The sequence below is a fragment of the Kosakonia sp. HypNH10 genome (genome assembly GCF_029850615.1).
Classification (GTDB): Bacteria; Pseudomonadota; Gammaproteobacteria; order Enterobacterales; family Enterobacteriaceae; genus Kosakonia; species Kosakonia cowanii.
Genome location: NZ_JAOTIU010000004.1, coordinates 357,497 through 381,767, shown reverse-complemented (window position 1 = coordinate 381,767; position 24,271 = coordinate 357,497). Strand labels below are relative to the sequence as shown.

The window sequence follows — 24,271 nt, the reverse complement described above, 5'->3', positions numbered from 1 at the left end:
ATAATAAAAAAGGAAATGAGCAATGCGTAAAAACCTGTTAGCGATCCTCGCGGTGTCGTCGTTGTTTGTGGGTTCAGCGGTGTTTGCCGCTGACCTTGAAGATGATATGGAAACGCTGAATGACAACTACAAAGTGGTGCAGAAAACCGACGATGCTTCTGAGTTGAAAGAGGCGTTAGGAAAAATGCGCACTGCCGCGCAGGACGCCCAGAAAGAGACCCCGCCGAAGCTGGAAGGTAAAGCGCCGGACAGCCCGGAGGTGAAAGATTTCCGCCACGGTTTTGATATTTTGATTGCCCAGATCGACGGCGCGATGAAGCTGGCGAACGAAGGTAAAGTGAAAGAGGCGAAGGCCGCAGCGAAGGATATTGCTGGTACCCGCAATACCTATCATCAGAAATTCCGTTAACCAAATTCCATCAGGAAAGGGCCGCCACCTCACCGTCGCGGCTCTTTTTTTATGCCGTTTTCCGGCATATATGACGTGCCGTTGTAGGCCGGATAAGGCGCAGCCGCCATCCGGCAATACCTCCGCGGCACCATTGCCGGATGGCGCGTTACACGCTTATCCGGCCTACCAAAACGCGCTTTCAGCGATACTGGTGCGGCTTTTATTTGCAATATGACAGCGAGGGGTTGTGTCCCCGCTGAAATCGGCGAACCGAAGCGTGAATGACAAGGTCTGGACGCCATGGATGGCGGACAGAGGCGAACCGAGACAGGGAGCGAATCCCCGTAGGGGTGAGCAAGTCGAGTCGAGCCGGCCGCAGCCAGGCACGCGGGAGGTGAGCGCAGTGCGCAGCACCGATTTCCTCGCGGGGCCGCGGGGATTGACAAGGGGAGCGCGGCAGCTTCCCTTGTCCCGTTCACCGCATAAGAGATTAATGAAACTCCCGAACGCCTGGTGAACGGAATCATTCCACCAAAGCCACATGCGAACCCCATTGCCGGATGGCGGCTCCGCCTTATCCGGCCTACGCGGTTTCAGCGGTTCCGTAACCCCCAATAAGCAAACCTTATCCCCCTCACACTTTCTCCTCTCGCTTGCCCCTTTTTTTCTGCTCCATCGGGCATGAAATCCCACCCTCATCGCCCAACGTTGTGACCGCCGTTCAGTGAAAAATCCCTCTGTGGGCTTTTTTTGTGGCGCAGATCACTAACGCCCTCCCGGTTTCCACTTCGAAGTGGAAAACTCCTCGCTACAAACTCTGCCTTCGCGCCGTTAGCTTTACTCCTGAGCCATCAACGGGGTACGACGAGTGAATAACGGAGCGGTAATGAACGATGCGACCATGCAGGCGGCGCAAACGGCAACCCTGGCGGAGCGCATGCTGTCGCAGGTCTACACCTTGCTTCATGCGCAGAACATCACGCCGAATGCGGTGCAGCAGCAGATGCTGACCTCCCATCTTCGCGCGATGGCGCACCGGTCGGTGACCGGCGAGCCGCTGCCGGAAGTGGATGCCAGCCTGTTTGATGAGATCTCGCCTGAATCGATGCGCCTCGCCCACGACGTGGTAGCGGCGTTTGGCAATCTCCCGCAAGAAGAGGCCTGGCTGCTGTCAGTGCACTTCGAAGTGGCAAAAGAGAACCTTTAAGGAGCAAACCATGGAACAGATTACCGTAGTGATTGGCGACCGCCTGGGCAAAGGGCAGAAAGTCGCGGCAGGCGTCGAGAAAGCGGGCGGCCGCGCGGTAGTGGTACCGGGCGTGGCGGCGGATATGAAACTCGGCGATGTGATGAACGCGGAAAACGCCACCTTCGGCATCTCCTTCTGCGGCAGCGGCGGCGCAGGTGCCATCACCGCGCAGAACAAATATGGCTATAAAGCGAAACACGGCATGCGCTCCATCGACGAGGGCGTCACCGCGATTAACGAAGGGTGCAAAGTACTCGGTTTCGGCTTTATGGATAAAGAAGAGTTAGGCGAGCGCCTGGTGCAGGCGTGGCAGAAAAAACACGGCGCATAACCATGAAAGAACAGTTCACCACCACGGTCAGGGTGAAGGGCAAGGGCGACGCCAAAACGCGCGCCTTTGCTGACGCGCTGAACCATGTTCAGGCCGCGGTGATGAAGGCGTCGCCGCACATTTTACTGCGTATTGAGCCACAGGATGTGCAGGTCGTTCAGGCGCAGGAAACGACGCGCAAAGAGGCCTTTCTGTTCCTCTTTCTGCGTCGCGAAAGACGCTCGTACAGCGTGGAGCTGGACGTGACCGTCAACGTGACCGCCATCAATCTCGACAAGGTGGAGTTCGTCACGCACTAACTTACCGCATACCCCGCAGGCGTTGCTGGCAGGGTAGAAGAGGGCAGACTGATGTTCTTACTCATACTAATAAAATCGCTCATTATCGGCGGCCTGGTCGGCGTCGGTGTGGGCGCCGGGGCTGCACGCATGTTTCACGCGCCAACCACTCAGGGAATGGGCGCATTTCGTACACTGGGCGAGCTGAACTCCTGCGAAGGGGATCCGGCGTCGCACTTCTCCTTTGGCCTGGGCTTCTTCTTTAACGCCTGGGCTTCATCAGTAGCGGCGGGTTCGTTTACCCAGGACGTTGACCACCGCATCATCCCGAACTGGGGCGCGGCGGCGCTGATGGTCAAAAACCGCAACGTCGGCGAAACCCTGCACAATCCGAAAAAGATGGCGATTGCCTGTGGTTTGATCGGCATGGTGGTCGTCACCTTCCTTAACCTCACCGCTTCCTCCGTGCCAGCCGCGCTGCAAGTCACCGCCGTGAAAGTGCTGGTACCCGCCGCTAACCTGCTGGTCAACACCATCATGCCGGTGATCTTCTGGCTGGCGGCGATCGACGCGGGCAAAAAATCGGGCTTCTGGGCGACGGTATTCGGCGGCGCAGCGCAGCTGATTATGGGCAATGCCGTACCGGGCCTGGTGCTCGGCATCCTGATTGGTAAAGGGGTGGAAGAGAGCGGCTGGAACCGCGTTACCAAAGTGATGATGAGCGCCATTGTCGCCCTGTTTGTGCTGAGCGCCTTCTTCCGCGGCTTCGATCTGAAAATGATTGAGTCATTCCACCTGAGCGCGCCGAACTGGCTGGAGCTCATCCACAATTCGCTGAGCGGCAAATAAGGATCTGCAATGGAAGAGAATAAAGGCTTCTGGTACGCCGACTGGTCATTCCCGATCTTCGTTGGCCTGCTCTCCTCCGGCGTCTTTGCCGGAACGCACATGTACTACCTCTACGGCATCGGCGCGTTTAACGAAGTGGCGTTTGTCTCGATGCTGCGTGCAGGCATGGATACCGGCGTTTACGGCGCGGTCGCCGCCTTCGGTGCCAGTTTCCTGTTTGCGCGCATTATCGAAGGGTCGCTGGTCGGTATTCTCGATATTGGCGGCGCGATCCAGACCGGCGTTGGTCTCGGTGTGCCCGCCCTGCTGCTCGGCGCGGGCTTTGTTTTCCCGGTCGCTAACTTTGTTGCCTCGCTGGCTACCGGGCTGGTGATTGGCCTGGCGATTGGTTACCTGATTATTCTGGCGCGTAAATTCACCATTAATCAGAGCGACTCCACCTACGGCGCAGACGTAATGATGGGCGCGGGTAACGCTTCCGGTCGTTTTCTTGGCCCGCTGATTATCTTAAGCGCGATGACCGCCTCGATTCCGATTGGCATTGGCTCGCTGGTGGGCGCGCTGCTCTTTTACCTCTGGCAAAAGCCGATTACCGGCGGCGCTATCCTCGGCGCGATGTTGCTGGGCGCGATCTTCCCGGTCGCACTCTGATCGATACGGGTGCTGCGGCACCCGTCACTTCTGGAGAGAGATATGTTTGATTTACTCCTGCGCCGGGCGCGTCTGGTGGACGATACGGTAACGGATATTGCCCTCAGCGACGGGAAAATCGCAGCACTTGGTGAGATTAGCGGCCCGGCGGTGAAAACCGTCGATCTGGCGGGCAAACACTATGTCAGCGCCGGGTGGATCGACTCCCACGTCCACTGCTACCCCAACTCGCCGATTTACCACGACCAGCCGGACAGCGTCGGGATTGAAACCGGCGTCACCACGGTTATCGATGCTGGCAGCACCGGCGCGGATGATATTGATGACTTCTACGCCATCACCCGCCAGGCCACGACCGACGTTTACGCCCTGCTTAATATCTCGCGCGTCGGGCTGATTGCGCAGAACGAGCTGGCGAACCTCGACAATATCGACGCCCGCGCTGTACGCGACGCCGTGCAGCGCCACCCCGATTTTGTTGTTGGCCTGAAGGCACGCATGAGCAGCAGTGTGGTTGGTGACAACGGCATCACGCCGCTGGAGCGCGCGAAGGCGATGCAGCAGGAGAATGGCGATCTGCCGTTGATGGTGCATATCGGCAATAACCCGCCGAATCTCGATGAGATTGCCGACCTGCTGAGCGCCGGGGACATCATCACCCACTGCTACAACGGCAAGCCGAACCGCATTCTGACGCCGGGCGGCGAACTGCGCGCTGCGGTGACTCGCGCCATTACGCGCGGCGTGCGCCTCGATGTCGGCCACGGCAGCGCCAGCTTCAGCTTTGCGGTGGCGAAGCAGGCCATCGGCCTCGGTATTTTGCCGCACACCATCAGTTCCGATATCTACTGCCGCAACCGCATTGATGGCCCGGTGCGATCGCTGGCGAACGTGATGTCCAAGTTTCTCGCCATCGGCCTCTCGCTGCCGCAGGTGATCGCCTGCGTGACCGACCACGCCGCCGACGGCCTGCGCCTGGCGAAGAAGGGGCGTCTGGCGGTTGGCTTCGATGCCGATCTGACAATTTTCGATCTTCGCCGCCAGCCGGTGCTGTTCAATGATGCAGAGAACAGCGCCTTGCAGGCCGACCAGTTACTTACGCCGCTGGCCGCCATTCGCGCGGGCCGGGGCTATCTGACCGAACAAGGGAGGGCAGAGCATGTCTTCGATTTATGAGAAGTACCAGTTAAAACAGGTGATTAATGCCTCCGGGCGCATGACGGCGCTCGGCGTCTCGACCCCGCGCCCGGAAGTGGTTGAGGCAGCGTTGGAGGGCATGAACCACTACTTCGAAATGAAAGACCTGGTGAATAAAACCGGCGATTACATCGCGAAGCTGCTGGATGTGGAAGGCGCAACCGTCGTCTCCTGCGCCTCGGCTGGGCTGGCGCAAGCCGTTGCCGCCGTGCTGGTGAAAGAGAGCGACTGGCTGCTGGAGAACCTGCACAGCACCAAGATCGAAAATAATGAGATTGTTTTGCCGCGCGGGCACAACGTGAACTACGGTGCGCCGGTTGGCACGATGGTGGCGCTTGGCGGCGGCAAAGTGGTTGAAGCCGGTTACGCCAACGAATGCTCCGCCGATCAGCTGGCGGCGGCGATCTCCCCACGCACGGCGGCGATCCTCTTTATCAAGTCCCATCACTGTGTGCAGAAGAGCATGCTCAGCGTCGAGCAGGCCGCCGTGGTGGCGCGTAAACATAACCTGCCGCTGATTGTCGATGCCGCTGCCGAAGAGGATTTGCAGTGCTACTACCGGGCCGGGGCCGACCTGGTGATCTACAGCGGCGCGAAAGCGATTGAAGGGCCAACCAGCGGGCTGGTGATTGGCAAAACGCAATACGTAGAGTGGGTGAAACGCCAGACGGCGGGCATTGGCCGCGCGATGAAGGTGGGCAAAGAGGGCATTCTTGGCCTCACCTGCGCCATCGAGCACTACCTCAGCGCGAAAAAGGAGAGCGGGGCGGAGATGGTCGCCAAAATGACGCCTTTTATTGAACAGCTCAATAGCCTTAATGGCGTTAGCGCCCGCGTGGTGTGGGACAGCGCCGGGCGAGATATCGCCCGCAGTGAAATCAAATTTGATGAAGCCGTCACCTGCATTGCTACCGGTGAGCTGGTCGAGGCCCTCAAACAGGGCGAGTACGCCATCTATTTTCGCGGCTACAAAGCCAATGAAGGGATTATCGAAGCCGATGTGCGCAGCGTCAGCGCCGAGCAACTGACCATCATCGCGCAACGCATCGCCGAGGAAATGAATAAGGAGCCACGCCCATGAAACTGACCCCCAACTTTTATCACGACCGCGTATGTCTGAACGTGCTGGCAGGCAGCATTGATAACGCCAGCGCCATCTATGAAGCGGCGGAAGGGCATGTGCTGGTCGGCGTGCTGTCAAAAAACTACCCGGATATCGACTCGGCGGTGGCCGAGATGCGCCAGTACGCGCTGAGGATCGATAATGCGCTCTCAGTCGGCCTTGGTGCGGGCGATCCGAACCAGTCGGCGATGGTCAGCGCCATCTCCCGCGAAGTGCAGCCGCAGCATGTAAACCAGGTCTTTACCGGGGTGGGCACCAGCCGCGCGCTGCTTGGGCAGAGCGAGACGGTGGTTAATGGTCTGGTGTCGCCCACCGGCACGCCAGGGCAGGTGAAAATCTCCACCGGGCCGCTCAGCAGCCAGGCCGCCGATGCGATTGTGCCGGTGGAAACGGCGATTGCCCTGCTAAAAGATATGGGCGGCAGCTCAATCAAATATTTCCCGATGGGCGGGCTGCAATGTCGCGAGGAGTACAAAGCCGTTGCCGAAGCCTGCGCGCGGCACGACTTCTGGCTGGAGCCGACCGGCGGCATCGATCTGGAGAATTTCAGCGAGATCCTGGAGATAGCACTGGCAGCGGGCGTCAGCAAAATCATTCCGCACATTTATAGTTCAATTATTGATAAGGTGAGTGGCGAGACCCGCCCGGCGGATGTCCGCCAGCTGCTTATGATGACTAAAACGCTGGTGTAAGGCCTAGTACTGGCGTTATCCGGCCTGATTATTTGATATATATCAGCAACCTAAGGCACTTTTAACCATGAGGTAACGACGTGCGATTTCCGAACCAACGTTTAGCGCAACTCTTCAGCCTGCTGCAGAACGAGACGCTGCCGCAGGATGAGCTGGCGCAGCGGCTGTCGGTCTCCACGCGTACCGTCCGCGCTGATATCACTGCGCTCAATGCGTTGCTGGAGAACCACGGCGCGCAGTTTATTTTGAGCCGCGGCAGCGGTTACCAGCTGAAGGTGCTTGATGCCGCGCTTTATCACGCGCTGCAAGCCACCCGTCCGCGCGCGCTGCGCATTCCGCGCACCGGGCCGGAGCGGGTGCATTACCTGGTGGTGCGCTTTATCACCTCGGCCTTCTCCCTCAAGCTTGAGGATCTGGCTGACGAGTGGTTTGTCAGCCGCGCCACGCTGCAAAACGATATGACCGAAGTGCGCGAGTGGTTCTCCCGCTACCGCCTGACGCTGGAGACCCGGCCGCGCCACGGCATGAAGCTCTTCGGCAGCGAAATGGCGCTGCGCGCCTGCCTCACCGATCTGCTGTGGGAACTGGCGCAGCACAATGCCCATAACCCGCTGATTACCGAAGATGCGCTTAACGCGGGCGTGCCCGAGGCGCTGGCGCCGTTTCTGCACGACTGCTTCAGCCGCTACCATATTCGCCTTACCGATGAGGGCGATCGCTTTATTCAGCTCTACTGCGCCGTTGCCGTGCGGCGCATCAGCGAAGGGTTTCCGCTCTCGGAGTTCACCGCTGACGATGGTGATGAACAGGTGCATCACGCCGCGCGGGATATTGCCAGTGCGTTGCAGCAGCTGGCGGGCAAACCGCTGGCGGAGGCGGAAGAGCACTGGCTGCGGGTGCATATCGCCGCCCGGCGGGTGCAGGATCCGGCACCCAGCGCCATCAGCGCCGATGATGACGAAACGCTGGTGAACTACATCCTCGGCTATATCAACACCCACTATAACTACAATCTGCAGGGCGACGCGCAGCTGCATGCCGACCTGCTGACCCATATCAAAACCATGATCACCCGCGTGCGCTACCAGATCATGATCCCTAATCCCTTGCTGGATAACATTAAACAGCACTACCCAATGGCGTGGGATATGACGCTGGCGGCGGTGTCGAGCTGGGGGAAATATACGCCCTATACCATCAGCGAAAACGAGATCGGTTTTCTGGTGCTGCATATCGGCGTCGGGCTGGAGCGGCACTACAACGTTGGCTACCAGCGCCAGCCGCGCGTGCTGCTGGTGTGCGATGCCGGAAATGCGATGGTGCGGATGATTGAAGCGGTGCTGGCACGCAAATATCCGCAAATCGTCATTACCCGCACCGTGACGCTGCGCGACTACGAGCAGTGCGACACGCTGGCGGAAGATTTTGTTATCTCTACCGCGCGCATCAGCGAAAAAGATAAACCGGTGGTGACCATCGCGCCGTTCCCCAGCGACTACCAGCTGGAGCAGATTGGCAAACTGGTGCTGGTGGATCGCACCCGCCCGTGGATGCTGAAGAAGTATTTTGATGCCGCCCACTTTCGCATTATCGATGAGGCGATGGATCAGCAAACTCTGTTCCGCACCCTCTGCGCCGAGCTACAGCAGGAGGGGTTTGTCGATGGCGAGTTCCTCGATTCGGTGGTGGAGCGCGAAGCGATTGTCAGCACCCTGCTCGGGGAAGGCATCGCGCTGCCGCACGCCCTTGGCCTGCTGGCGAAGAAAACCGTGGTTTACACCGTGCTGGCCCCACAAGGCATCGTCTGGGGCGATGAAACCGCGCACGTTATCTTTTTACTGGCGATCAGCAAAAGCGAGTATGAAGAGGCGATGGCAATCTACGATATTTTTGTCACCTTCCTGCGCGAACGCGCCACCGCCAGGCTCTGCGCCTGCGCCGATTTCGACACCTTTCAACGCGTGGCGATGGACTGCGTAAGCCGGTTTTGAGAGCGGTTATCCAAAAACGGATGTAATGCCAATGTAATGCTATATTGCATTACACATTCCCACCTGCCCGGAGGCATAATGGCAACGCTCAATGTTCGGCTGGATGACAAGCTCAAAGAGGAGGCCTGGAAAGTGCTGGAGAAACTCGACATTACGCCCACCGAAGCGGTGCGCCTGCTGTTTCAATACGTTGCAGAGAATGGCCGTATGCCGGTTAAAACCGTAACGGTGAGCGAAGACGAAGCGGCACTGTTGGAGGTAGTCAGAGAGCGCCTGGCGAACCCGCAAAAAGGGATCAAGGTCAGGCTGGATGATCTATGAACTGGTGTTTGATCCGCGCGCGTTGAAAGAGTGGAAAAAACTGGGCGTGACGGTTCAGGCGCAGTTTAAAAAGAAGCTCGCAGAAGTGCTGGTTCAACCGAGAGTAGAAAAAGCCCGGCTGCATGGCTTGCCGGATTGCTACAAGATCAAGCTTCGTACCTCGGGCTATCGGCTGATTTACCAGGTCAGGGACAACGTGGTGACGGTGTTTGTCGTGGCGATCGGTAAACGTGAAAAAGAGGCCGCTTACCACAGCGCCACTCACCGCCTGTAACCCCATCACCGCAAATGGTGCACAACCTGATTGCTGCTGCCACGCCAGATCAGCATCGGGTCTTTCAGATCCTGCATAAATTTGCCGTCGATCAGCACATTGATCAGATCCACAACCTCCTGCTGCGGAGCGTTCAGCTCCTCGATCTTATAACCGGTCCACATCCAGATATCTTTGCCGGGGCACTCGGCGCGGATGCGCTTCACCAGCTTTAAAATATCGGACACGTTTTGCGGATGCAGGGGATCGCCGCCGGAAAGCGAGATCCCCTGGCGCTTAATGCGCGTGTCGTTGAGATCGGCGATGATCCGATCCTCCATCTCCAGCGTAAACGGCAGGCCGGAGTTCAGCCGCCAGGTGCTTTTGTTGTAGCAGCCTGGGCACTCATGCACGCAGCCGGAGACGAACAGGGTGCAGCGGGTGCCGGGGCCGTTGACGATGTCGACGGGGTAGTATTGATGATATTTCATTTTCGCTTCCCACTTGCCGCCATAACTGTGTTGGCTGCTCTCACTCACCCGGGTCACTTACTTATGTAAGCTCGCCGGGATTCCTTCGTTTGCCGCCTTGTTATGACGCCAATTGCTTTGCGAAATCGCTTCCTGCTTGCCGCCATAACTGTGTTGGCTGCTCTCACTCACCCGGGTCACTTACTTGTGTAAGCTCGCCGAGATTCCTTGTGACGACGCCCATTTTTTAGCGAAATCGCTTCAGAGTCGCTTTGTAAAAAACCAGGATGGCGCAACCGTAGGCCCGATAAGCGTAGCGCCATCGGGCACATCTCCGGGCTTAGCCAATCTGCCCATTGCCAAGATGCTTCACGCGGCGTTTAACCTCTTCCTGCTTGCCGGCGTTGAACGGGCGCGCGTCCGGGCTGCCGAGATAACCGCACACGCGGCGCGTCACCGACACGCGGGAGGCGTCATGGTTGCCGCATTTCGGGCAGGTAAAGCCTTTGCTGGTGCAGGCAAACTCGCCGGTGAAACCGCACTCATAACACTCATCAATCGGCGTATTAGTGCCGTAATAGGGCACATGCTGATAGCTGTAATCCCACACATCTTCCAGCGCGCGCAGGTTGTGCTGAATGTTCGGGTACTCGCCGTAACAGATAAACCCGCCGCTGGCTAACGGCGGATAGGGCGCTTCAAAGTCGATTTTGTCGTACGGGTTCACCTTCTTCTCCACGTCGAGGTGGAAGCTATTGGTGTAATACCCTTTATCGGTCACGCCATCGACCACGCCAAAATCGGCGGTATCGATGCGGCAGAAGCGGTCGCAGAGGTTTTCGCTCGGCGTGCTGTAGAGGCTGAAACCGTAGCCGGTCTCCTCTTTCCACTGATCCACCGCCTGGCGCAGGCGCTCAACAATCGCCACCCCTTTCGCGCGCAGGGTTTCGCTGTCGTAAATATGTTTATTGCCGGAAAGGGCATTGATGGTCTCATGAATGCCGATATAGCCCAGCGAGATCGACGCGCGGCCATTTTTGAAAATCGGCGCAATATCGTCATCCGCTTGCAGACGCACGCCGCACGCCCCCTCCATATAGAGGATCGGTGCTACACGCGCTTTCACCCCTTCGAGGCGGGCGATGCGGGTCATCAACGCTTTGCGCGCCAGCGCTAAGCGGCTATCCAGCAGCTTCCAGAAAGCGGCTTCATCCCCTTTCGCTTCCAGCGCGATGCGCGGCAGGTTGAGGCTGATAACGCCAAGGTTGTTACGCCCGTCGTGGATCTGCTCACCGTTCTCTTCATACACGCCGAGGAAGCTGCGGCAGCCCATCGGGGTTTTAAACGAGCCGGTCACTTTCACGACCTGGTCATAGTTGAGAATGTCCGGGTACATGCGCTTGCTCGCGCACTCCAGCGCCAGCTGTTTGATGTCGTAATTCGGGTCGCTGAACTTGTGGTTCAGCCCGTCGCGAATGGCAAACACCAGTTTCGGGAACACCGCGGTTTTGCGGTTTTTACCTAAGCCTGCGATGCGGTTACGCAGAATCGACTGCTGGATCAGGCGCGATTCCCAGCTGGTGCCGAGGCCAAAGCCGAAGGTGACAAACGGCGTCTGGCCGTTGGCGGTATGCAGCGTGTTGACTTCATACTCCAGCGACTGAAACGCGTCGTAGCACTCCTTCTCGGTGCGCGAGCGGGCGTAGGCGTCGGCGTCCGCGATCTGCCACTCGTTTGCCACTTTGCGGTGCTTTTCAAAACTCTCAGTAACAAACGGTGCCAGCACTTCATCAATGCGGTTGATGGTAGTGCCGCCATAAATATGGCTGGCGACCTGGGCGATAATCTGCGCGGTCACCGCCGTGGCGGTGGAGATAGATTTCGGCGGTTCAATCTCCGCATTGCCCATCTTAAAGCCGTGAGTCAGCATCCCTTTCAGGTCGATCAACATGCAGTTGAACATCGGGAAGAAGGGTGAGTAGTCGAGATCGTGGTAGTGAATCTCGCCGCGCTCATGAGCCTGCACTACATCGCGCGGCAGCAGGTGCTGGCGGGCGTAGTGTTTGGCGACAATCCCCGCCAGCAGGTCGCGCTGGGTCGGGATCACTTTACTGTCTTTGTTGGCGTTCTCGTTAAGCAGCGCCGAGTTGGTCTGCTCCACCAGGCCACGGATCTCCTGGTTCAGGCGGCCACGCTTTTCGCGGGCGATATCGCGGTCGTGACGGTACTCAATATAGGCGCGCGCCAGTTGCTTGTATGGGCCGGACATTAGCTGATTTTCAACGGCGGTCTGGATTTCACTGATATCGACCTGCGCGCGATCCTGCATCTGGCTACTGATAACTGCTGCGACGGTGGCGCAATAGTCTGCGTCATCGACTCCCGCTGCGGTTGCGGCGCGCCAGATTGCCTCCTGGATCCGCGCCGAGCTGAAAGGCACTTTACAGCCATCTCGTTTCATCACATGCGGTGTCATGATCACTCCCTTCTGCAAAAACAGGTTATCCACACGATAAAGACGTCCCATCGGTTGGTTATTCATTATTAAAACCAATAAGTTCGTCCCGTTCTGGCCCCGATTATCCACAGAATGACCTGCATTCCGGGCGGTAGGTTTGTTCGTATAATAGTCAAGAACTACAATATGTAGGGCCGGGTGGCATTCTAATTTCTATATATAGTGATTTGCATCAAAGATGTTTGCCTCTTTTTTGACTCAGGACAAAGTAAAAATCTGACGCTACAGCGGGCGGGGCATTCAGGAGGGATATAAAATTTCACGCTTTTATAATGATTAAAAATGCATCAAAAAGCGTGCAGAAGTTAAACCAGACGGGCAGGAATGACGTGCTGGCGCGGGGCGTCAACGTCCGTCACCTGGGCGATCAGCTGCGCCGCCGCCTGGCGACCGGCTTCGGCGTAGCCCGGATCGACGGTGAGGATCTCCGGGTGGAGAAAAGTGATAAGGGAGGTGTTGCCGACGCTGGCAAGCTGAAGCGTGATGCGTCGCTCCTGCAAATATTTGCTGGCACCGAGGGCGAGGCTGTCGCTGGCGCAGAGCAGCGCCGTGGTCTCGGGCGTCAGCACCTGCGCCACGTGATCGTAACCCGGCTGCATACCCAGGCCGGGCAGCACCGCGCGCGGCGTCAGATTGTGCTGGCGGCAAAACGCCTCATAAGCCTGGTGGCGACGCTTTCCGGTGGTGACATCGCTGTGCGGAACGCCAATAAAAGCGATCTGCCGGTGGCCCTCTGCGTAGAGCTTTGCCATCAGCAGTTCAATGGCACCCTCATCGTCATAGCTGACGGAGGAAAAACCGCTGACGTCGCGCGCCATCACTACCAGCGAGTCGCGCCAGGCGGCAAGCAGGCAGGGCGTAATGCCGGTAAAACCGAACAGCACCACACCGTCGATATTACGCTGGCTCAGCATCTGCAAATGTTCCGCCACCAGCTCCGGTTGAAAGCGGCTCTCCATCATGATCGGGTCGTAGCCCTGCTCATAAAAGGCCGGGAGCATGGTTTGTACTGCCAGGTTTTCGGCGCGGGAGTCGAGCCGCGTCACGATAATCGCCACCACTTTGTCACTCTGCCCGCGCATGGCGCGTGCGGAGCGGGAAGGGGAGAAGCCGTGCTGGTTCACCACCGCCGCCACCCGTTCGCGCGTCTGCTGGCTGACGCCATTTTCATTGTTCAGCACGCGCGAGACGGTCGATTTTCCCACGCCGCTTAAACGCGCGATGTCATTAATGGTCAGCCGGTTTGGCATGCAGCACTCCTGATACTGGCGATGGGGGTTGGCAGAGTCAGAAAGTGTTGCACTTCAGAGCAAATAACAACAATGAGTAAAGTCTGGTTTATCCCTGCGCGCCGCGAGTGGCGGTCGTATACGTTCGGTTTACATTTCGGGGTATATGATACCGCTGCGTAATCATTCCCTTTTAACCCTTACCGGAGGCGCTATGGATCCCGATCCCACCCCTCATCCCCGATGGAGAAGACCCTTCCGGTAAGCCCGCCTGTGCTGCCTTACCGGATGCGTAAGGCAGCGACGCCATATCGTCCCTGCCCGAGTTATTGACACCTGCTGGTGCGGCATTGTCGCGCCCGTAGTTAACGCACCCGCGTGATGCGGGGGCAAGGAGATCGCTATGCTGAAAACATTTACCCGGCAGCTTTTCGCTCGCCTGAATCGCCACTTACCGCGCCGCCTGGTCGCGCGCGATCCGCTTCCCGGCGTGCGTAGCGCCACCCAGGGCGAGATCCCGCCCTCAATGAGTGAACGCTGCCTGCAAACGGCGTTGATGGACCAGCCGCAGCTGTGGGAAACCTTTCACAGCCACCCGGAGGGGTTAAACACGCAGGAGGTGCGGCTGGCGCGGGAAATCCACGGCGAAAACCTGATTCCGGCTCAGAAACCGTCGCCGTGGTGGGTGCATCTCTGGCTCTGCTACCGCAACCCGTTCAACCTACTGCTCACCGTGCTCGGCATCATCTCCTATGCCTCGGAAGATCTCTTTGGCGCAGGAGTGATCGCGCTGATGGTGGCGATCTCCACCTTGCTGAACTGGCTACAGGAAGCGCGCTCGACCAAAGCGGCGGATGCGCTAAAAGCGATGGTCACCAACACCGCGACGGTGCGGCGCGTGGTGAGTGATAGTGGCGAGAGCGACTGGTGCGAGCTGCCGATCGATCAGCTGGTGCCGGGCGATATCGTCAAGCTTTCAGCCGGGGATATGATCCCGGCGGATCTGCGCATCGTGCAGGCGCGGGATCTCTTTGTCGCCCAGGCGTCGCTGACCGGTGAGTCGCTGCCGGTTGAGAAGAGCGCCATCACCCGCCAGGTGGCGCAGAGCAACCCGCTGGAGTGCGACACCCTCTGCTTTATGGGCACTAACGTGGTGAGCGGCACCGCGCAGGCGCTGGTGATTGCCACCGGCGGCCACACCTGGTTTGGGCAGCTAGCCAGCCGCGTCGGCGAGCAGGAGAGCGAACCGAACGCCTTCCAGAAGGGGATCGGCCGCGTCAGCCTGCTGCTGATCCGCTTTATGCTGGTGATGACGCCTATCGTGCTGCTGATTAACGGTTTCACCAAAGGCGACTGGTGGGAAGCGGCGCTGTTTGCCCTCTCTGTCGCCGTTGGGCTGACGCCGGAGATGCTGCCGATGATTGTTACCTCGACGCTGGCGCGCGGCGCGGTGAAGCTCTCAAAACAGAAAGTGATTGTGAAACACCTCGACGCCATTCAGAACTTTGGCGCGATGGATATTCTCTGCACCGATAAAACCGGCACGCTGACGCAGGACAAAATCGTGCTGGAGAACCACACCGATATCAGCGGCAGAGTGAGCGAGCGCGTGCTGCACTGCGCGTGGCTTAACAGCCATTACCAGACCGGTCTGAAAAACCTGCTTGATACCGCGGTGCTGGAGAGCGTCGAGGCGGAGATGGCGCAAACGCTCGCCGCGCAGTGGCGCAAAGTGGATGAAATTCCCTTCGATTTCGAGCGCCGCCGCATGTCGGTGGTGGTAGCGCAGGAGGCGGACGCCCATCAGCTGATTTGCAAAGGCGCGCTTAGCGAGATGCTCAGCGTCTGCGCCCATGTGCGCTACAACGGCGAGATTGTGCCGCTGGATCACAGCATGCTGCGGCGCATTGAGCGCGTCACCAGTACCCTTAACCGCCAGGGACTGCGCGTCGTGGCGGTGGCGACCAAATATCTCCCCGCGCGCAGCGGTGACTATCAGCGTATTGATGAATCGGATCTGATCCTCGAAGGGTATATCGCGTTTCTCGATCCGCCGAAAGAGAGCACCGCCCCGGCGTTAAAAGCGCTGAAAGCCAGCGGCATCACCGTCAAAATCCTCACCGGCGACAGCGAGCTGGTCGCCGGCAAAGTGTGTCACGAAGTGGGCTTAGCGGTGGGCGATGTGCTGATTGGCAGTGAAATCGAACGCATGAGCGACAACGAGCTGGCGCACGTGGCGCAGCATGTGACGCTGTTTGCCCGCCTGACGCCGATGCACAAAGAGCGCATTGTGCGCCTGCTGAAACGCGAAGGACACGTGGTGGGCTTTATGGGCGACGGCATAAACGATGCGCCTGCGCTGCGGGCGGCAGATATTGGTATCTCAGTGGATGGCGCGGTCGATATCGCCCGCGAAGCGGCAGATATTATCTTGCTGGAAAAGAGCCTGATGGTGCTGGAGCAGGGGGTAATCGAAGGGCGTCGCACCTTTGCCAATATGCTCAAGTACATCAAAATCACCGCCAGCTCGAACTTCGGTAATGTCTTTAGCGTGCTGGTGGCCAGCGCGTTTCTGCCCTTCTTGCCGATGTTGCCGCTGCACTTGCTGATCCAGAACCTGATTTATGATGTGTCGCAGGTGGCGATCCCGTTTGATAACGTCGACGAGGAGCAGATCGCCAAACCGCAGCGCTGGAACCCGGCGGATCTCGGGCGTTTTATGGTCTTTTTCGGGCCGCTCAGCTCCATCTTCGACATTATTACTTTTGCCGTAATGTGGTGGGTGTTTAAGGCCAATACGGTGGAGGCGCAAACCCTGTTCCAGTCCGGCTGGTTTGTGGTGGGCGTGCTGTCGCAAACGCTGATTGTGCATATGATCCGCACCCGCCGCGTGCCGTTTATTCAGAGCCGCCCCGCCTGGCCGCTGGTGGCGATGACGCTGATGGGCATCTGTGTTGGGATTGCGTTGCCCTTTTCACCGCTGGCGGGTTACCTGCAATTGCAGGCGCTGCCGCTCGCTTATTTCCCGTGGCTGGTGGCGATTCTGGCGGGGTATATGATCCTGACCCAGTGCGTGAAGGGGATCTTTTACCGCCGTTACGGCTGGCAATAGCGCGGATAAGTGCCGGATGGCGCTACGCTTATCCGGCCTACGCCGTTTCAGTGGCATGGTTTTGTAGGCCTGATAAGGCGCAGTTTTGTAGGCCTGATAAGGCGAAGCCGCCATCAGGCATTTCGCCGGAGGGCGATGTGCGGGTTGTTCGCCGGATGGCGCTGCGCTTATCCGGCCTACACCGTTTCAGCAACATGGTTTCCCCATGCCTGATAAGGCGCAGTTTTGTAGGCCTGATAAGGCGAAGCCGCCATCAGGCATTTCGCCGGAGGGCGATGTGCGGATTGTTTGCCGGATGGCGCTTCGCTTATCCGGCCTACGCCGTTTCAGTTACATGGTTTTGTAGGCCTGATAAGGCGCAGCCGCCATCAGGCATTTCGCCGGAGGGCGATGTGCGGGCTGTTTGCCGGATGGCGCTTTGCTTATCCGGCACGGGACGGTGCTGTTTTACCGGGCATTTCTCTTAAATGAACCGGCGTGTGATCGCCGTCGGTCGGCGCGCTTGACGGTGAAAATGTGTGCATGGTACCTGAGTGTTTTGCTTCGCTTTCCCCGCTTAAGGAACCTGCATGTTACGTTACAGCCTTTTGTCCGCCGGACTGCTGCTCGGCTTCTCTGCTCTTGCCGCACCGGCGGGCGATCTGCCCTTAATGCCCTGGCCTGCCAGCGTGACGCGTCCAGCGGAGCAGGGCGCGCTGGTAATGAATAATCAACTGACCATCCGCGTCAGCGGCGACGATGCCGACGAGATAATCACGCAGCTACGCCAGCGTATTGCACGGCAAACTGGCTGGACGCTGCAGCCGCAGGCGGCAAATCCATCGAATGCTACGATTACGATCGCGATTGCCCACAAGGTGGCACCCATTCCGGCGCTGGATAGCGATGAACGCTATACGCTGACTATCGACGGCAGTGGCGCAAAAATTGCGGCCAACACCCGCTTTGGCGCGCAGCGCGGTATTGAGACGCTGCTTCAGCTTTTGCAAAACAGCGCCGAACAGACCCAGCTCCCCTGGGTGACCATCGAAGATGCGCCGCGCTTCCCGTGGCGCGGGCTGCTGCTCGATTCAGCGCGTCACTTTATTCCCGTTGAAGATATTAAGCGGCAGATTGACGGCATGGCGGCGGCAAAGCTCAACGTGCTGCACTGGCATCTGACCGACGATCAGGGCTGGCGGTTTGCCTCGACGCGCTACCCGAAATTGACGCAGCTTGCCAGCGACGGGCTTTACTACAGTGAAGCGCAAATGCGCGAAGTCGTGCGTTATGCGGCGGCGCGCGGCATCCGCGTGGTGCCGGAGATTGATATGCCGGGCCACGCTTCCGCGATTGCGGTTGCCTACCCGGAGTTGCTGAGCGCGCCGGGGCCCTATGCTATGGAGCGCCACTGGGGCGTATTGAAACCGGTACTCGATCCGACAAAAGAGGCGACATACGCCTTTGCGGAGGCGATGGTGAGCGAACTGGCAGCGATCTTCCCGGATGCCTACCTGCATATCGGCGGCGATGAAGTGGACGATACCCAGTGGAAAAACAATCCACAGATCCAGCAATTTATGCGCGATCATCAGCTCAAAGACAGCCACGCGTTACAGGCTTACTTCAACCGCAAGCTGGAAACGATCCTCGAAAAACATCACCGCCAGATGGTCGGCTGGGATGAGATCTTTCACCCGGATCTGCCGAAAAGTATTTTGATTCAATCCTGGCAGGGCCAGGACGCGCTGGGCGAGGTCGCGAAGCAGGGCTACAAAGGCATTCTCTCTACCGGTTTTTATCTCGATCAACCACAGTACACCGCATACCACTACCGCAATGAGATTGTGCCGCAGGGGTTAAAGAGTGTGGATGTGATTGGCGACAACGAGAGCGCGCAGAGCTGGTCATTTTCGATGCCGCGCCTGAAAGGCAGCCCGGTTGAGGGTAGCTTTACGCTGGTGAAGGGTGACGAGGGATGGCGCGGATTTATTGATTTCAAAGGCAAATCCCGCCGCGCGGTAGAGAATATCAGCTGGCGCAGCGACGATCAGGTGACCTTTACCGTCGACAGCTGGATGGGCGAGACGCGCCCGGTGGTTACCCTCGCAGACGATAAATTGAGCGGCTATTTCCTGCTGGGCAATGTGCGTTACCCCATCAGCGGCGCGCGGCTGGAAACGGTGCCAGACGGGATCGCGCCGGTGGTGCCGGATGCCGCGCAGCAGGCGAATCTGCTTGGCGGGGAAGCGGCGCTGTGGGCGGAAAACGTTGCTGCGCCGGTGCTGGATATCAAGCTGTGGCCGCGCGCTTTTGCGGTGGCGGAGCGTTTGTGGTCGGCGCAGGATGTCAACGACAGCGAGAATATGTATATGCGTTTGCAGGCCGTCGATAGCTGGTCTTCGGTCTCAGTTGGCCTGCAGCAGCATAGCCAGCAACTGACGCAGTTCACCCGGCTGGCGAACAGCGCCGATACTGTGCCGCTGCAAATCCTCGCCCAGGCCCTTGAGCCCGCGCACTATTACACGCGTCAGCATCTCAAGTTTCAGGCGGGGAATTATCATCAGTTTGAGCCGCTTAACCGCCTTGCCGATGCGCTGTTTGCCGAGAGCAGCACGGTGCGGCAGATAAACCAGTGGGCAGATCGGCTAATTAGCGACGCGGAAGATAACGCCAGCGCCGGGGCGCTGCGGCATCTGTTTATGCGCTGGCAAAACAATACCAGCGATGCGCTCACACTCTGCGAGGCTAACTACCAGCTGAAAGCGATGAAACCGGTGGTGCAGGAGGTCGACAAACTGGCGGCAATTGGCCTGCGGTTAACCGATCTCGTTGCCCGTCAGGGAACGCTTGATGATAAGGAGATCGCTTCGATTCAGCGTGAACTGGATAGCGCGGCGCAGGTGCAGGATGAAGTGGTGATTGCGGCAGTGTATCCGCTGGAAAAACTGCTGCGCGCGACGGTTAACCGCTAGACAGCGTGCCGCATTGCCTGCGGAAAGCGGCTGTTTGCCGGATGGCGCTTCGCTTATCCGGCCTACGCCGTTTCAGCAACATGGTTTCCCCATGCCTGATAAGGCGCAGTCTTGTAGGCCTGATAAGGCGAAGCCGCCATCAGGCGTTTCGCCGGTCGGCGATGTGTGGGCTGTTTGCCGGATGGCGCTTTGCTTATCCGGCCTACGGGAATGCGGTTTGTGGTCTGGTTTTGTAGGCCTGATAAGGCGAAGCCGCCATCAGGCAAGGGCGCTGATGGCGGCGGAGGGCATTAACGACGAACGGCGATGGCTTCGATTTCGATTTTCACATCTTTCGGCAGACGGGCCACTTCGACACAGGAGCGCGCCGGGAAGGAGGCGTTATGCTCGGTGAAAAAGGCTTCGTAGGTGGCGTTAACGGTGGCGAAATCGTTGAGATCTTTGACGAAAACGGTGGTTTTCACGATGTCGCCCACGGTCAAACCTGCCGCTTCAACGATCGCTTTCACGTTCTCCAGCGACTGGCGCGCCTGGGCATCGATCGCATCCGGCACGCTGCCGGTTTTCGGATCGACCGGGATCTGACCGGAAGTCAGGATCATATTGCCCAGATCGACGGCCTGCACATAAGGACCAATCGCGGCTGGCGCGTTTTCCGTGGCGATAACTTTAGTCATAAATCACTCCTGTAATCTGCGGTAAAAGGGATGCCGATCCATTATAGGGAGGGCACCCGGCTTTACCAGCCGCAATTAGTTAGCCAGCACCACGTGGTGCGAGAACTCTTTTTCACAATATTTGCACTTCAGCGCGATATCGTTTTCGCGCTTTTTCACCGCAAAACTCGACGACACCGGCTCGGCATGGCTGATGCAGTTGCTGTTCGGGCAGGTGAGCACGCCGCTGATGCGCTCCGGCAGGCTTGGGCGCGATTTGCCCACCACTTCATACTCATCAATGCGGTTCACCGTCGCCTGCGGCGCATAGAGCGCCAGCTGGTTCACCTGCTCGTCGGTCAGAAAGGTATTCTCGATTTTAATCAGATCTTTACGGCCCATTTCACCGGAAGGCAGGTTCAGGCCGATGGTGATGCGCTGATCCGTTTCCGTCAGCTTGAACAGCGTCAGCAGCTTAAAGCCGATACGCGCCGGAATATGGTCAATCACGGTGCCACGTTTGATGGCTTCGACCTGAAGTTTGTTGTCATGCGTCATTGTCGTTTCCCTCTTACAGAGCCAAATCGCGATTCAGAACCAGCGCCAGCAGCGCCTGGCGGGCGTAAATACCGTTCCCGGCCTGCTGGAAGTACCAGGCGTGCGGGGTTTTATCGACATCGGTGGTGATCTCATCGACGCGCGGCAGCGGATGCAGCACTTTCATATTGCTGCGCGCACCCTCAAGGTCGGCGGCGCGCAGCACAAACTGCGCTTTGACGTTGGCATACTCCGACGGATCGAGGCGCTCTTTCTGTACGCGCGTCATATAGAGAATATCGACCTCGGCCATCACCTCGTCGATACTGGCGTGCAGGCTCCAGGCGATCCCTTTTTCATCCAGCATATCGAGGATGTACTGCGGCATTGCCAGCGCGTCCGGGGCGATAAAGTAGAAGCGGTTACCGTTAAATTTCGCCAGCGCCTGCGCCAGCGAGTGCACGGTACGGCCATATTTCAGATCGCCCACCATCGCGATATTGAGATTCTCCAGACGACCCTGGGTCTCCTGAATGGTGAAGAGATCCAGCAGCGTCTGCGTCGGATGCTGATTCGCACCGTCACCGGCGTTGAGGATCGGAATTCCACCGGAGAACTCCGTCGCCAGGCGCGCCGCGCCCTCCTGCGGATGGCGCATCACAATCGCATCGACATAGGTGCTAATCACCGAAATAGTGTCCGCCAGCGTTTCGCCCTTCTTGCCGAGCGAGGTGTTACTGCTATCGGAGAAGCCAACCACGCTTGCGCCTAAGCGGTGCATGGCGGTTTCAAAAGATAGACGCGTGCGGGTGGAGGCTTCAAAGAAGCAGCTGGCGATCACTTTATGCTTCAGCAGCTCCGGCTGCGGGTTGGCTTTCAGGCTCGCCGCCGTGTGGAGGACCAGTTCAAGTTCTTCGCGGCTGAGATCGTTTATGGAAATGATATGTTTCTGATATAGCGGATTAGCCATGGTTATCTCCTGACGACGGCGCAAAAAAAAGCCCCTCAAAAGAGGGGCTGGATATGGGGTAAGCCACGGGAGCGAAAAACGGCAGGCCTGCGCCTGTATTCAGACGCGGTAAGAGAGACTCTCGAACACACTGGACCATGCTTCCTCCCGGCAAATTGTCCCGGATTATACGCAGCTGTTTTCGCGGATCAAGCGTTTGATGCACACTTTACGCAGTGCAAACGGTTCTCTATGAATAGTAATGCGTTTTAAACGCCGCTTACGCGCCAGCATTGAAACATGCGTTAACGCAAAACTCAGGCAGATAGGGGTAGCAGGCGCGGGGGAATCCTCGTATAAATGGTGGAAATGAAACGCTGTTTTAATCGAGGGTTTAGCAATGATCGTTGGCAATATTCACAACCTACAACCCTGGCTGCCGGAAGAGCTGCGCCAGGCGATTGAGCATATCAAGCAGCACGTGACCGCAGCGACGCCGGTTGGCAAGCACGATATCGATGGCAACCGCCTCTTTTACCTCGTGTCGGAAGATATGACGCAGCCCTTTGCCGAGCGCCGCGCCGAGTACCACGCGCGCTATCTGGATATCCAGATTGTTTTAAAAGGCGAAGAGGGGATGACCTTCAGCACGCAGCCTGCGGGCGCGCCGGATACCGACTGGCTGGCGGATAAAGATATCGCCTTTTTGCCGCAGGGCGAGCAGGAGAAAACCGTGGTGCTGAGCGCAGGAGATTTTGTCGTCTTCTACCCGGGCGAAGTGCATAAACCGCTCTGCGCGGTCAACGCACCGGCGCAGGTGCGCAAAGTGGTGGTTAAGCTGCTGGTGGCCTGATTGCTCCCCCTCTCTGCGAGGAGAGGGGAAACGCCTTACTCACTGAGCGTGGCGACCATCACCGCTTTAATGGTGTGCATGCGGTTTTCCGCCTGATCAAACACCACGCTTGCCCGCGATTCAAACACTTCATCCGTCACTTCCATCCCGCCGTGCAGGCCGAACTCCTGCGCCATCTGCTTGCCAAGCGCGGTCTGATCGTCATGAAACGCCGGCAGACAGTGGAGAAACTTCACCTGGGGGTTGCCGGTCAGTGACAGCATTTTGCTGTTGACCTGGTAAGGGCGCAGCAGGGCGATGCGCTCTGCCCACTTCTCTTTCGCTTCACCCATCGACACCCAGACATCGGTGTAGATAAAGTCCGCATCTTTCACGCCGACGGCGACATCTTCGGTGAGCAGGATATTGCCGCCGTTTTTCACCGCCTGCGCCTGGCACTCTGCTACCAGGCTCGCCTCCGGCCAGCAGGCTTTCGGTGCCACCAGGCGTAAATCGAGGCCCACCAGCGCGGCGGCTTCCAGCATTGAGTTGCCCATGTTGTTACGCGCATCGCCTGCATAAACCAGCGTCATCTGGTTAAAGGCTTTGCCCGGCAGGTGCTCGCGCATGGTGAGCAGATCCGCCAGCAGCTGCGTGGGGTGAAACTCATCGGTTAAGCCGTTCCACACCGGCACGCCCGCGAAGCGTGCCAGGGTTTCAACAATCTCCTGGCCGTAGCCGCGATACTGAATGCCGTCATACATCCGGCCCAGTACCCGCGCGGTATCTTTAATTGACTCTTTATGCCCGATTTGACTACCGCTTGGGCCGAGGTAGGTGACGCGAGCGCCCTGATCGTAAGCGGCAACTTCGAAAGAGCATCGTGTGCGGGTAGAGTCTTTTTCGAAGATGAGCGCGATGTTTTTGCCGGTAAGCTTCTGGACTTCCTGGCCTTTTTTCTTATCAGATTTGAGTTGCGCGGCAAGTTGCAGCAGAGCGTGGATTTCAGCAGGGGTAAAATCGAGCAGTTTCAGAAAATGTTTCTGGTAAAAAGGTGACATTTTTTCCTCGCATGGCGAACGCCACTTATTGAATTAAAATTCAATCTATATGTATGAATATTCATTTGCAACCCTGATGGATAAATCTTTTCGGCGAAGAGTGGAGGCAACGGCGGCGGTGTGTGACAATAAGAGTATCTGCCACTTTGATGAGGAACGACCCATGGCAAACCCGGAACACCTGGAAGAGCAGCGCGAAGAGACGCGTTTGATTATTGAAGAGTTGCTGGAAGATGGCAGCGATCCTGATGCGCTCTACACCATTGAGCATCACCTGTCGGCAGATGATTTCGAAACGCTGGAAAAAGCGGCCGTTGAAGCCTTCAAACTCGGCTACGAAGTGACCGAGCCGGAAGAGCTGGAGCTGGAAGAGGGCGAAGTGGTCATCTGCTGCGATGTGCTGAGCGAAAGCGCGCTGAATGCCGATCTGATCGACGCGCAGGTTGAGCAGCTGATCAATCTGGCAGAGAAATTCGACGTTGAGTACGACGGTTGGGGCACGTACTACGAAGACCCGAACGGCGAAGAGGGCGACGACGAAGACGACGAAGATTACGTTGACGAAGAAGATGACGGTGTCCGTCACTAAGTGAACGTTGCGGCAGCGCCATGCTGCCGCAAAGCAAG

At 58.1% G+C, this 24,271-nt stretch carries 24 protein-coding genes; 16 read left to right on the top strand and 8 right to left on the bottom strand.

What is annotated here, in order from left to right; genetic code table 11:
- The first annotated feature begins 22 nt into the window (after window positions 1-22).
- The 12 genes from cybC (at window position 23) to N7V53_RS14110 (ending at window position 9,347) form a co-directional block, all read left to right on the top strand.
- Window positions 23-409: a cytochrome b562 gene (gene cybC, locus N7V53_RS14165; protein WP_279793749.1), complete on the top strand. Its 387-nt coding sequence runs from the start codon at window positions 23-25 to the stop codon at window positions 407-409.
- A gap of 850 nt (window positions 410-1,259) precedes the next feature.
- Window positions 1,260-1,598 carry a glycine dehydrogenase gene (locus tag N7V53_RS14160; RefSeq protein ID WP_071789532.1) on the top strand — a complete coding sequence of 113 codons (339 nt, stop codon included), beginning with the start codon at window positions 1,260-1,262 and terminating at the stop codon, window positions 1,596-1,598.
- A 10-nt stretch (window positions 1,599-1,608) separates the two neighbouring features.
- Window positions 1,609-1,971: an SFCGS family glycine-rich protein gene (locus tag N7V53_RS14155; protein ID WP_023480243.1), complete on the top strand. Its 363-nt coding sequence runs from the start codon at window positions 1,609-1,611 to the stop codon at window positions 1,969-1,971.
- A 2-nt stretch (window positions 1,972-1,973) separates the two neighbouring features.
- Window positions 1,974-2,270, top strand: coding sequence for a DUF4312 family protein (locus N7V53_RS14150; RefSeq protein ID WP_023480238.1), 297 nt, complete (start codon window positions 1,974-1,976; stop codon window positions 2,268-2,270).
- 51 nt (window positions 2,271-2,321) lie between these two features.
- Window positions 2,322-3,098 (top strand): DUF4311 domain-containing protein, encoded by a 777-nt coding sequence (locus N7V53_RS14145; protein WP_124970326.1) that lies wholly within the window; start codon window positions 2,322-2,324, stop codon window positions 3,096-3,098.
- Window positions 3,099-3,107: 9 nt separating this feature from the next.
- Window positions 3,108-3,749 carry a DUF4310 family protein gene (locus tag N7V53_RS14140; protein WP_023480214.1) on the top strand — a complete coding sequence of 214 codons (642 nt, stop codon included), beginning with the start codon at window positions 3,108-3,110 and terminating at the stop codon, window positions 3,747-3,749.
- A 42-nt stretch (window positions 3,750-3,791) separates the two neighbouring features.
- Window positions 3,792-4,925, top strand: a complete 1,134-nt coding sequence (locus tag N7V53_RS14135) for an amidohydrolase/deacetylase family metallohydrolase (protein WP_124970323.1) — start codon at window positions 3,792-3,794, stop codon at window positions 4,923-4,925.
- Window positions 4,909-6,027, top strand: coding sequence for a DgaE family pyridoxal phosphate-dependent ammonia lyase (locus N7V53_RS14130; RefSeq protein ID WP_279793748.1), 1,119 nt, complete (start codon window positions 4,909-4,911; stop codon window positions 6,025-6,027). The genes N7V53_RS14135 and N7V53_RS14130 overlap by 17 nt, the downstream gene beginning before the upstream one ends.
- A complete protein-coding gene (locus tag N7V53_RS14125) occupies window positions 6,024-6,761 on the top strand; it encodes a KDGP aldolase family protein (RefSeq protein ID WP_279793747.1) in 738 nt (245 codons plus the stop codon). Before N7V53_RS14130 ends, N7V53_RS14125 begins: the two co-directional genes overlap by 4 nt.
- An 80-nt stretch (window positions 6,762-6,841) precedes the next feature.
- Window positions 6,842-8,752, top strand: a complete 1,911-nt coding sequence (locus N7V53_RS14120; protein ID WP_279793746.1) for a PRD domain-containing protein — start codon at window positions 6,842-6,844, stop codon at window positions 8,750-8,752.
- Window positions 8,753-8,830: 78 nt separating this feature from the next.
- On the top strand, window positions 8,831-9,073 hold the full coding sequence (locus tag N7V53_RS14115; RefSeq protein ID WP_042714051.1) for a type II toxin-antitoxin system RelB/DinJ family antitoxin: 243 nt from the start codon (window positions 8,831-8,833) through the stop codon (window positions 9,071-9,073).
- Window positions 9,063-9,347, top strand: a complete 285-nt coding sequence (locus N7V53_RS14110; protein WP_279793745.1) for a type II toxin-antitoxin system RelE/ParE family toxin — start codon at window positions 9,063-9,065, stop codon at window positions 9,345-9,347. Before N7V53_RS14115 ends, N7V53_RS14110 begins: the two co-directional genes overlap by 11 nt.
- A gap of 5 nt (window positions 9,348-9,352) precedes the next feature.
- On the opposite strand, the gene nrdG is transcribed toward N7V53_RS14110, so the two are convergent.
- From nrdG to treR, 3 genes are all read right to left on the bottom strand, one after another.
- Window positions 9,353-9,817, bottom strand: coding sequence for an anaerobic ribonucleoside-triphosphate reductase-activating protein (gene nrdG, locus N7V53_RS14105; protein ID WP_279793744.1), 465 nt, complete (start codon window positions 9,815-9,817; stop codon window positions 9,353-9,355).
- Between the two features lie 319 nt (window positions 9,818-10,136).
- On the bottom strand, window positions 10,137-12,272 hold the full coding sequence (gene nrdD / locus N7V53_RS14100) for an anaerobic ribonucleoside-triphosphate reductase (RefSeq protein WP_076768984.1): 2,136 nt from the start codon (window positions 12,270-12,272) through the stop codon (window positions 10,137-10,139).
- 347 nt (window positions 12,273-12,619) lie between these two features.
- A complete protein-coding gene (treR, locus tag N7V53_RS14095; RefSeq protein WP_279793743.1) occupies window positions 12,620-13,564 on the bottom strand; it encodes a trehalose operon repressor TreR in 945 nt (314 codons plus the stop codon).
- Window positions 13,565-13,946: 382 nt separating this feature from the next.
- Between treR and mgtA the strand changes: the two genes are divergently transcribed.
- Window positions 13,947-16,655 carry a magnesium-translocating P-type ATPase gene (mgtA, locus tag N7V53_RS14090; RefSeq protein ID WP_279793742.1) on the top strand — a complete coding sequence of 903 codons (2,709 nt, stop codon included), beginning with the start codon at window positions 13,947-13,949 and terminating at the stop codon, window positions 16,653-16,655.
- Between the two features lie 569 nt (window positions 16,656-17,224).
- Complete coding sequence (locus tag N7V53_RS14085; protein WP_279793741.1) at window positions 17,225-19,609, top strand: family 20 glycosylhydrolase; 2,385 nt, start codon at window positions 17,225-17,227, stop codon at window positions 19,607-19,609.
- A 290-nt stretch (window positions 19,610-19,899) separates the two neighbouring features.
- Here N7V53_RS14085 and ridA read toward each other — a convergent pair whose 3' ends face one another.
- The 4 genes from ridA to N7V53_RS14065 all read right to left on the bottom strand — a co-directional run bounded on the left by ridA (window position 19,900) and on the right by N7V53_RS14065 (window position 21,911).
- Window positions 19,900-20,286: a 2-iminobutanoate/2-iminopropanoate deaminase gene (ridA, locus tag N7V53_RS14080; RefSeq protein WP_023480382.1), complete on the bottom strand. Its 387-nt coding sequence runs from the start codon at window positions 20,284-20,286 to the stop codon at window positions 19,900-19,902.
- Window positions 20,287-20,361: 75 nt separating this feature from the next.
- Window positions 20,362-20,823 (bottom strand): aspartate carbamoyltransferase regulatory subunit, encoded by a 462-nt coding sequence (gene pyrI, locus N7V53_RS14075; protein ID WP_023480436.1) that lies wholly within the window; start codon window positions 20,821-20,823, stop codon window positions 20,362-20,364.
- Between the two features lie 13 nt (window positions 20,824-20,836).
- Window positions 20,837-21,772, bottom strand: a complete 936-nt coding sequence (pyrB, locus tag N7V53_RS14070; RefSeq protein WP_023480227.1) for an aspartate carbamoyltransferase — start codon at window positions 21,770-21,772, stop codon at window positions 20,837-20,839.
- Window positions 21,765-21,911, bottom strand: coding sequence for a pyrBI operon leader peptide (locus N7V53_RS14065; RefSeq protein ID WP_223284269.1), 147 nt, complete (start codon window positions 21,909-21,911; stop codon window positions 21,765-21,767). Before N7V53_RS14065 ends, pyrB begins: the two co-directional genes overlap by 8 nt.
- A gap of 240 nt (window positions 21,912-22,151) precedes the next feature.
- Here N7V53_RS14065 and N7V53_RS14060 point away from each other — a divergent pair, with 240 nt between their 5' ends.
- Complete coding sequence (locus N7V53_RS14060) at window positions 22,152-22,604, top strand: YhcH/YjgK/YiaL family protein (protein WP_128483763.1); 453 nt, start codon at window positions 22,152-22,154, stop codon at window positions 22,602-22,604.
- A gap of 35 nt (window positions 22,605-22,639) precedes the next feature.
- Here the strand turns inward: N7V53_RS14060 and argF are convergent, their stop codons facing one another.
- Window positions 22,640-23,644, bottom strand: coding sequence for an ornithine carbamoyltransferase (gene argF / locus N7V53_RS14055; RefSeq protein ID WP_042714033.1), 1,005 nt, complete (start codon window positions 23,642-23,644; stop codon window positions 22,640-22,642).
- A 163-nt stretch (window positions 23,645-23,807) separates the two neighbouring features.
- On the opposite strand from argF, the gene rraB reads away from it, so the two are divergent.
- Window positions 23,808-24,233: a ribonuclease E inhibitor RraB gene (gene rraB / locus N7V53_RS14050; RefSeq protein WP_023480438.1), complete on the top strand. Its 426-nt coding sequence runs from the start codon at window positions 23,808-23,810 to the stop codon at window positions 24,231-24,233.
- Window positions 24,234-24,271 lie beyond the last annotated feature (38 nt).

Coding starts and splice junctions, on each gene's coding strand:
- cybC (WP_279793749.1), top strand. CDS start 23: ATGCGTAAAAACCTGTTAGCGATCCTCGCGGTGTCGTCGTTGTTTGTG.
- N7V53_RS14155 (WP_023480243.1), top strand. CDS start 1,609: ATGGAACAGATTACCGTAGTGATTGGCGACCGCCTGGGCAAAGGGCAG.
- N7V53_RS14150 (WP_023480238.1), top strand. CDS start 1,974: ATGAAAGAACAGTTCACCACCACGGTCAGGGTGAAGGGCAAGGGCGAC.
- N7V53_RS14145 (WP_124970326.1), top strand. CDS start 2,322: ATGTTCTTACTCATACTAATAAAATCGCTCATTATCGGCGGCCTGGTC.
- N7V53_RS14140 (WP_023480214.1), top strand. CDS start 3,108: ATGGAAGAGAATAAAGGCTTCTGGTACGCCGACTGGTCATTCCCGATC.
- N7V53_RS14135 (WP_124970323.1), top strand. CDS start 3,792: ATGTTTGATTTACTCCTGCGCCGGGCGCGTCTGGTGGACGATACGGTA.
- N7V53_RS14130 (WP_279793748.1), top strand. CDS start 4,909: ATGTCTTCGATTTATGAGAAGTACCAGTTAAAACAGGTGATTAATGCC.
- N7V53_RS14125 (WP_279793747.1), top strand. CDS start 6,024: ATGAAACTGACCCCCAACTTTTATCACGACCGCGTATGTCTGAACGTG.
- N7V53_RS14115 (WP_042714051.1), top strand. CDS start 8,831: ATGGCAACGCTCAATGTTCGGCTGGATGACAAGCTCAAAGAGGAGGCC.
- N7V53_RS14110 (WP_279793745.1), top strand. CDS start 9,063: ATGATCTATGAACTGGTGTTTGATCCGCGCGCGTTGAAAGAGTGGAAA.
- nrdG (WP_279793744.1), bottom strand. CDS start 9,817: ATGAAATATCATCAATACTACCCCGTCGACATCGTCAACGGCCCCGGC.
- nrdD (WP_076768984.1), bottom strand. CDS start 12,272: ATGACACCGCATGTGATGAAACGAGATGGCTGTAAAGTGCCTTTCAGC.
- treR (WP_279793743.1), bottom strand. CDS start 13,564: ATGCCAAACCGGCTGACCATTAATGACATCGCGCGTTTAAGCGGCGTG.
- mgtA (WP_279793742.1), top strand. CDS start 13,947: ATGCTGAAAACATTTACCCGGCAGCTTTTCGCTCGCCTGAATCGCCAC.
- N7V53_RS14085 (WP_279793741.1), top strand. CDS start 17,225: ATGTTACGTTACAGCCTTTTGTCCGCCGGACTGCTGCTCGGCTTCTCT.
- ridA (WP_023480382.1), bottom strand. CDS start 20,286: ATGACTAAAGTTATCGCCACGGAAAACGCGCCAGCCGCGATTGGTCCT.
- pyrI (WP_023480436.1), bottom strand. CDS start 20,823: ATGACGCATGACAACAAACTTCAGGTCGAAGCCATCAAACGTGGCACC.
- pyrB (WP_023480227.1), bottom strand. CDS start 21,772: ATGGCTAATCCGCTATATCAGAAACATATCATTTCCATAAACGATCTC.
- N7V53_RS14065 (WP_223284269.1), bottom strand. CDS start 21,911: ATGGTCCAGTGTGTTCGAGAGTCTCTCTTACCGCGTCTGAATACAGGC.
- N7V53_RS14060 (WP_128483763.1), top strand. CDS start 22,152: ATGATCGTTGGCAATATTCACAACCTACAACCCTGGCTGCCGGAAGAG.
- argF (WP_042714033.1), bottom strand. CDS start 23,644: ATGTCACCTTTTTACCAGAAACATTTTCTGAAACTGCTCGATTTTACC.
- rraB (WP_023480438.1), top strand. CDS start 23,808: ATGGCAAACCCGGAACACCTGGAAGAGCAGCGCGAAGAGACGCGTTTG.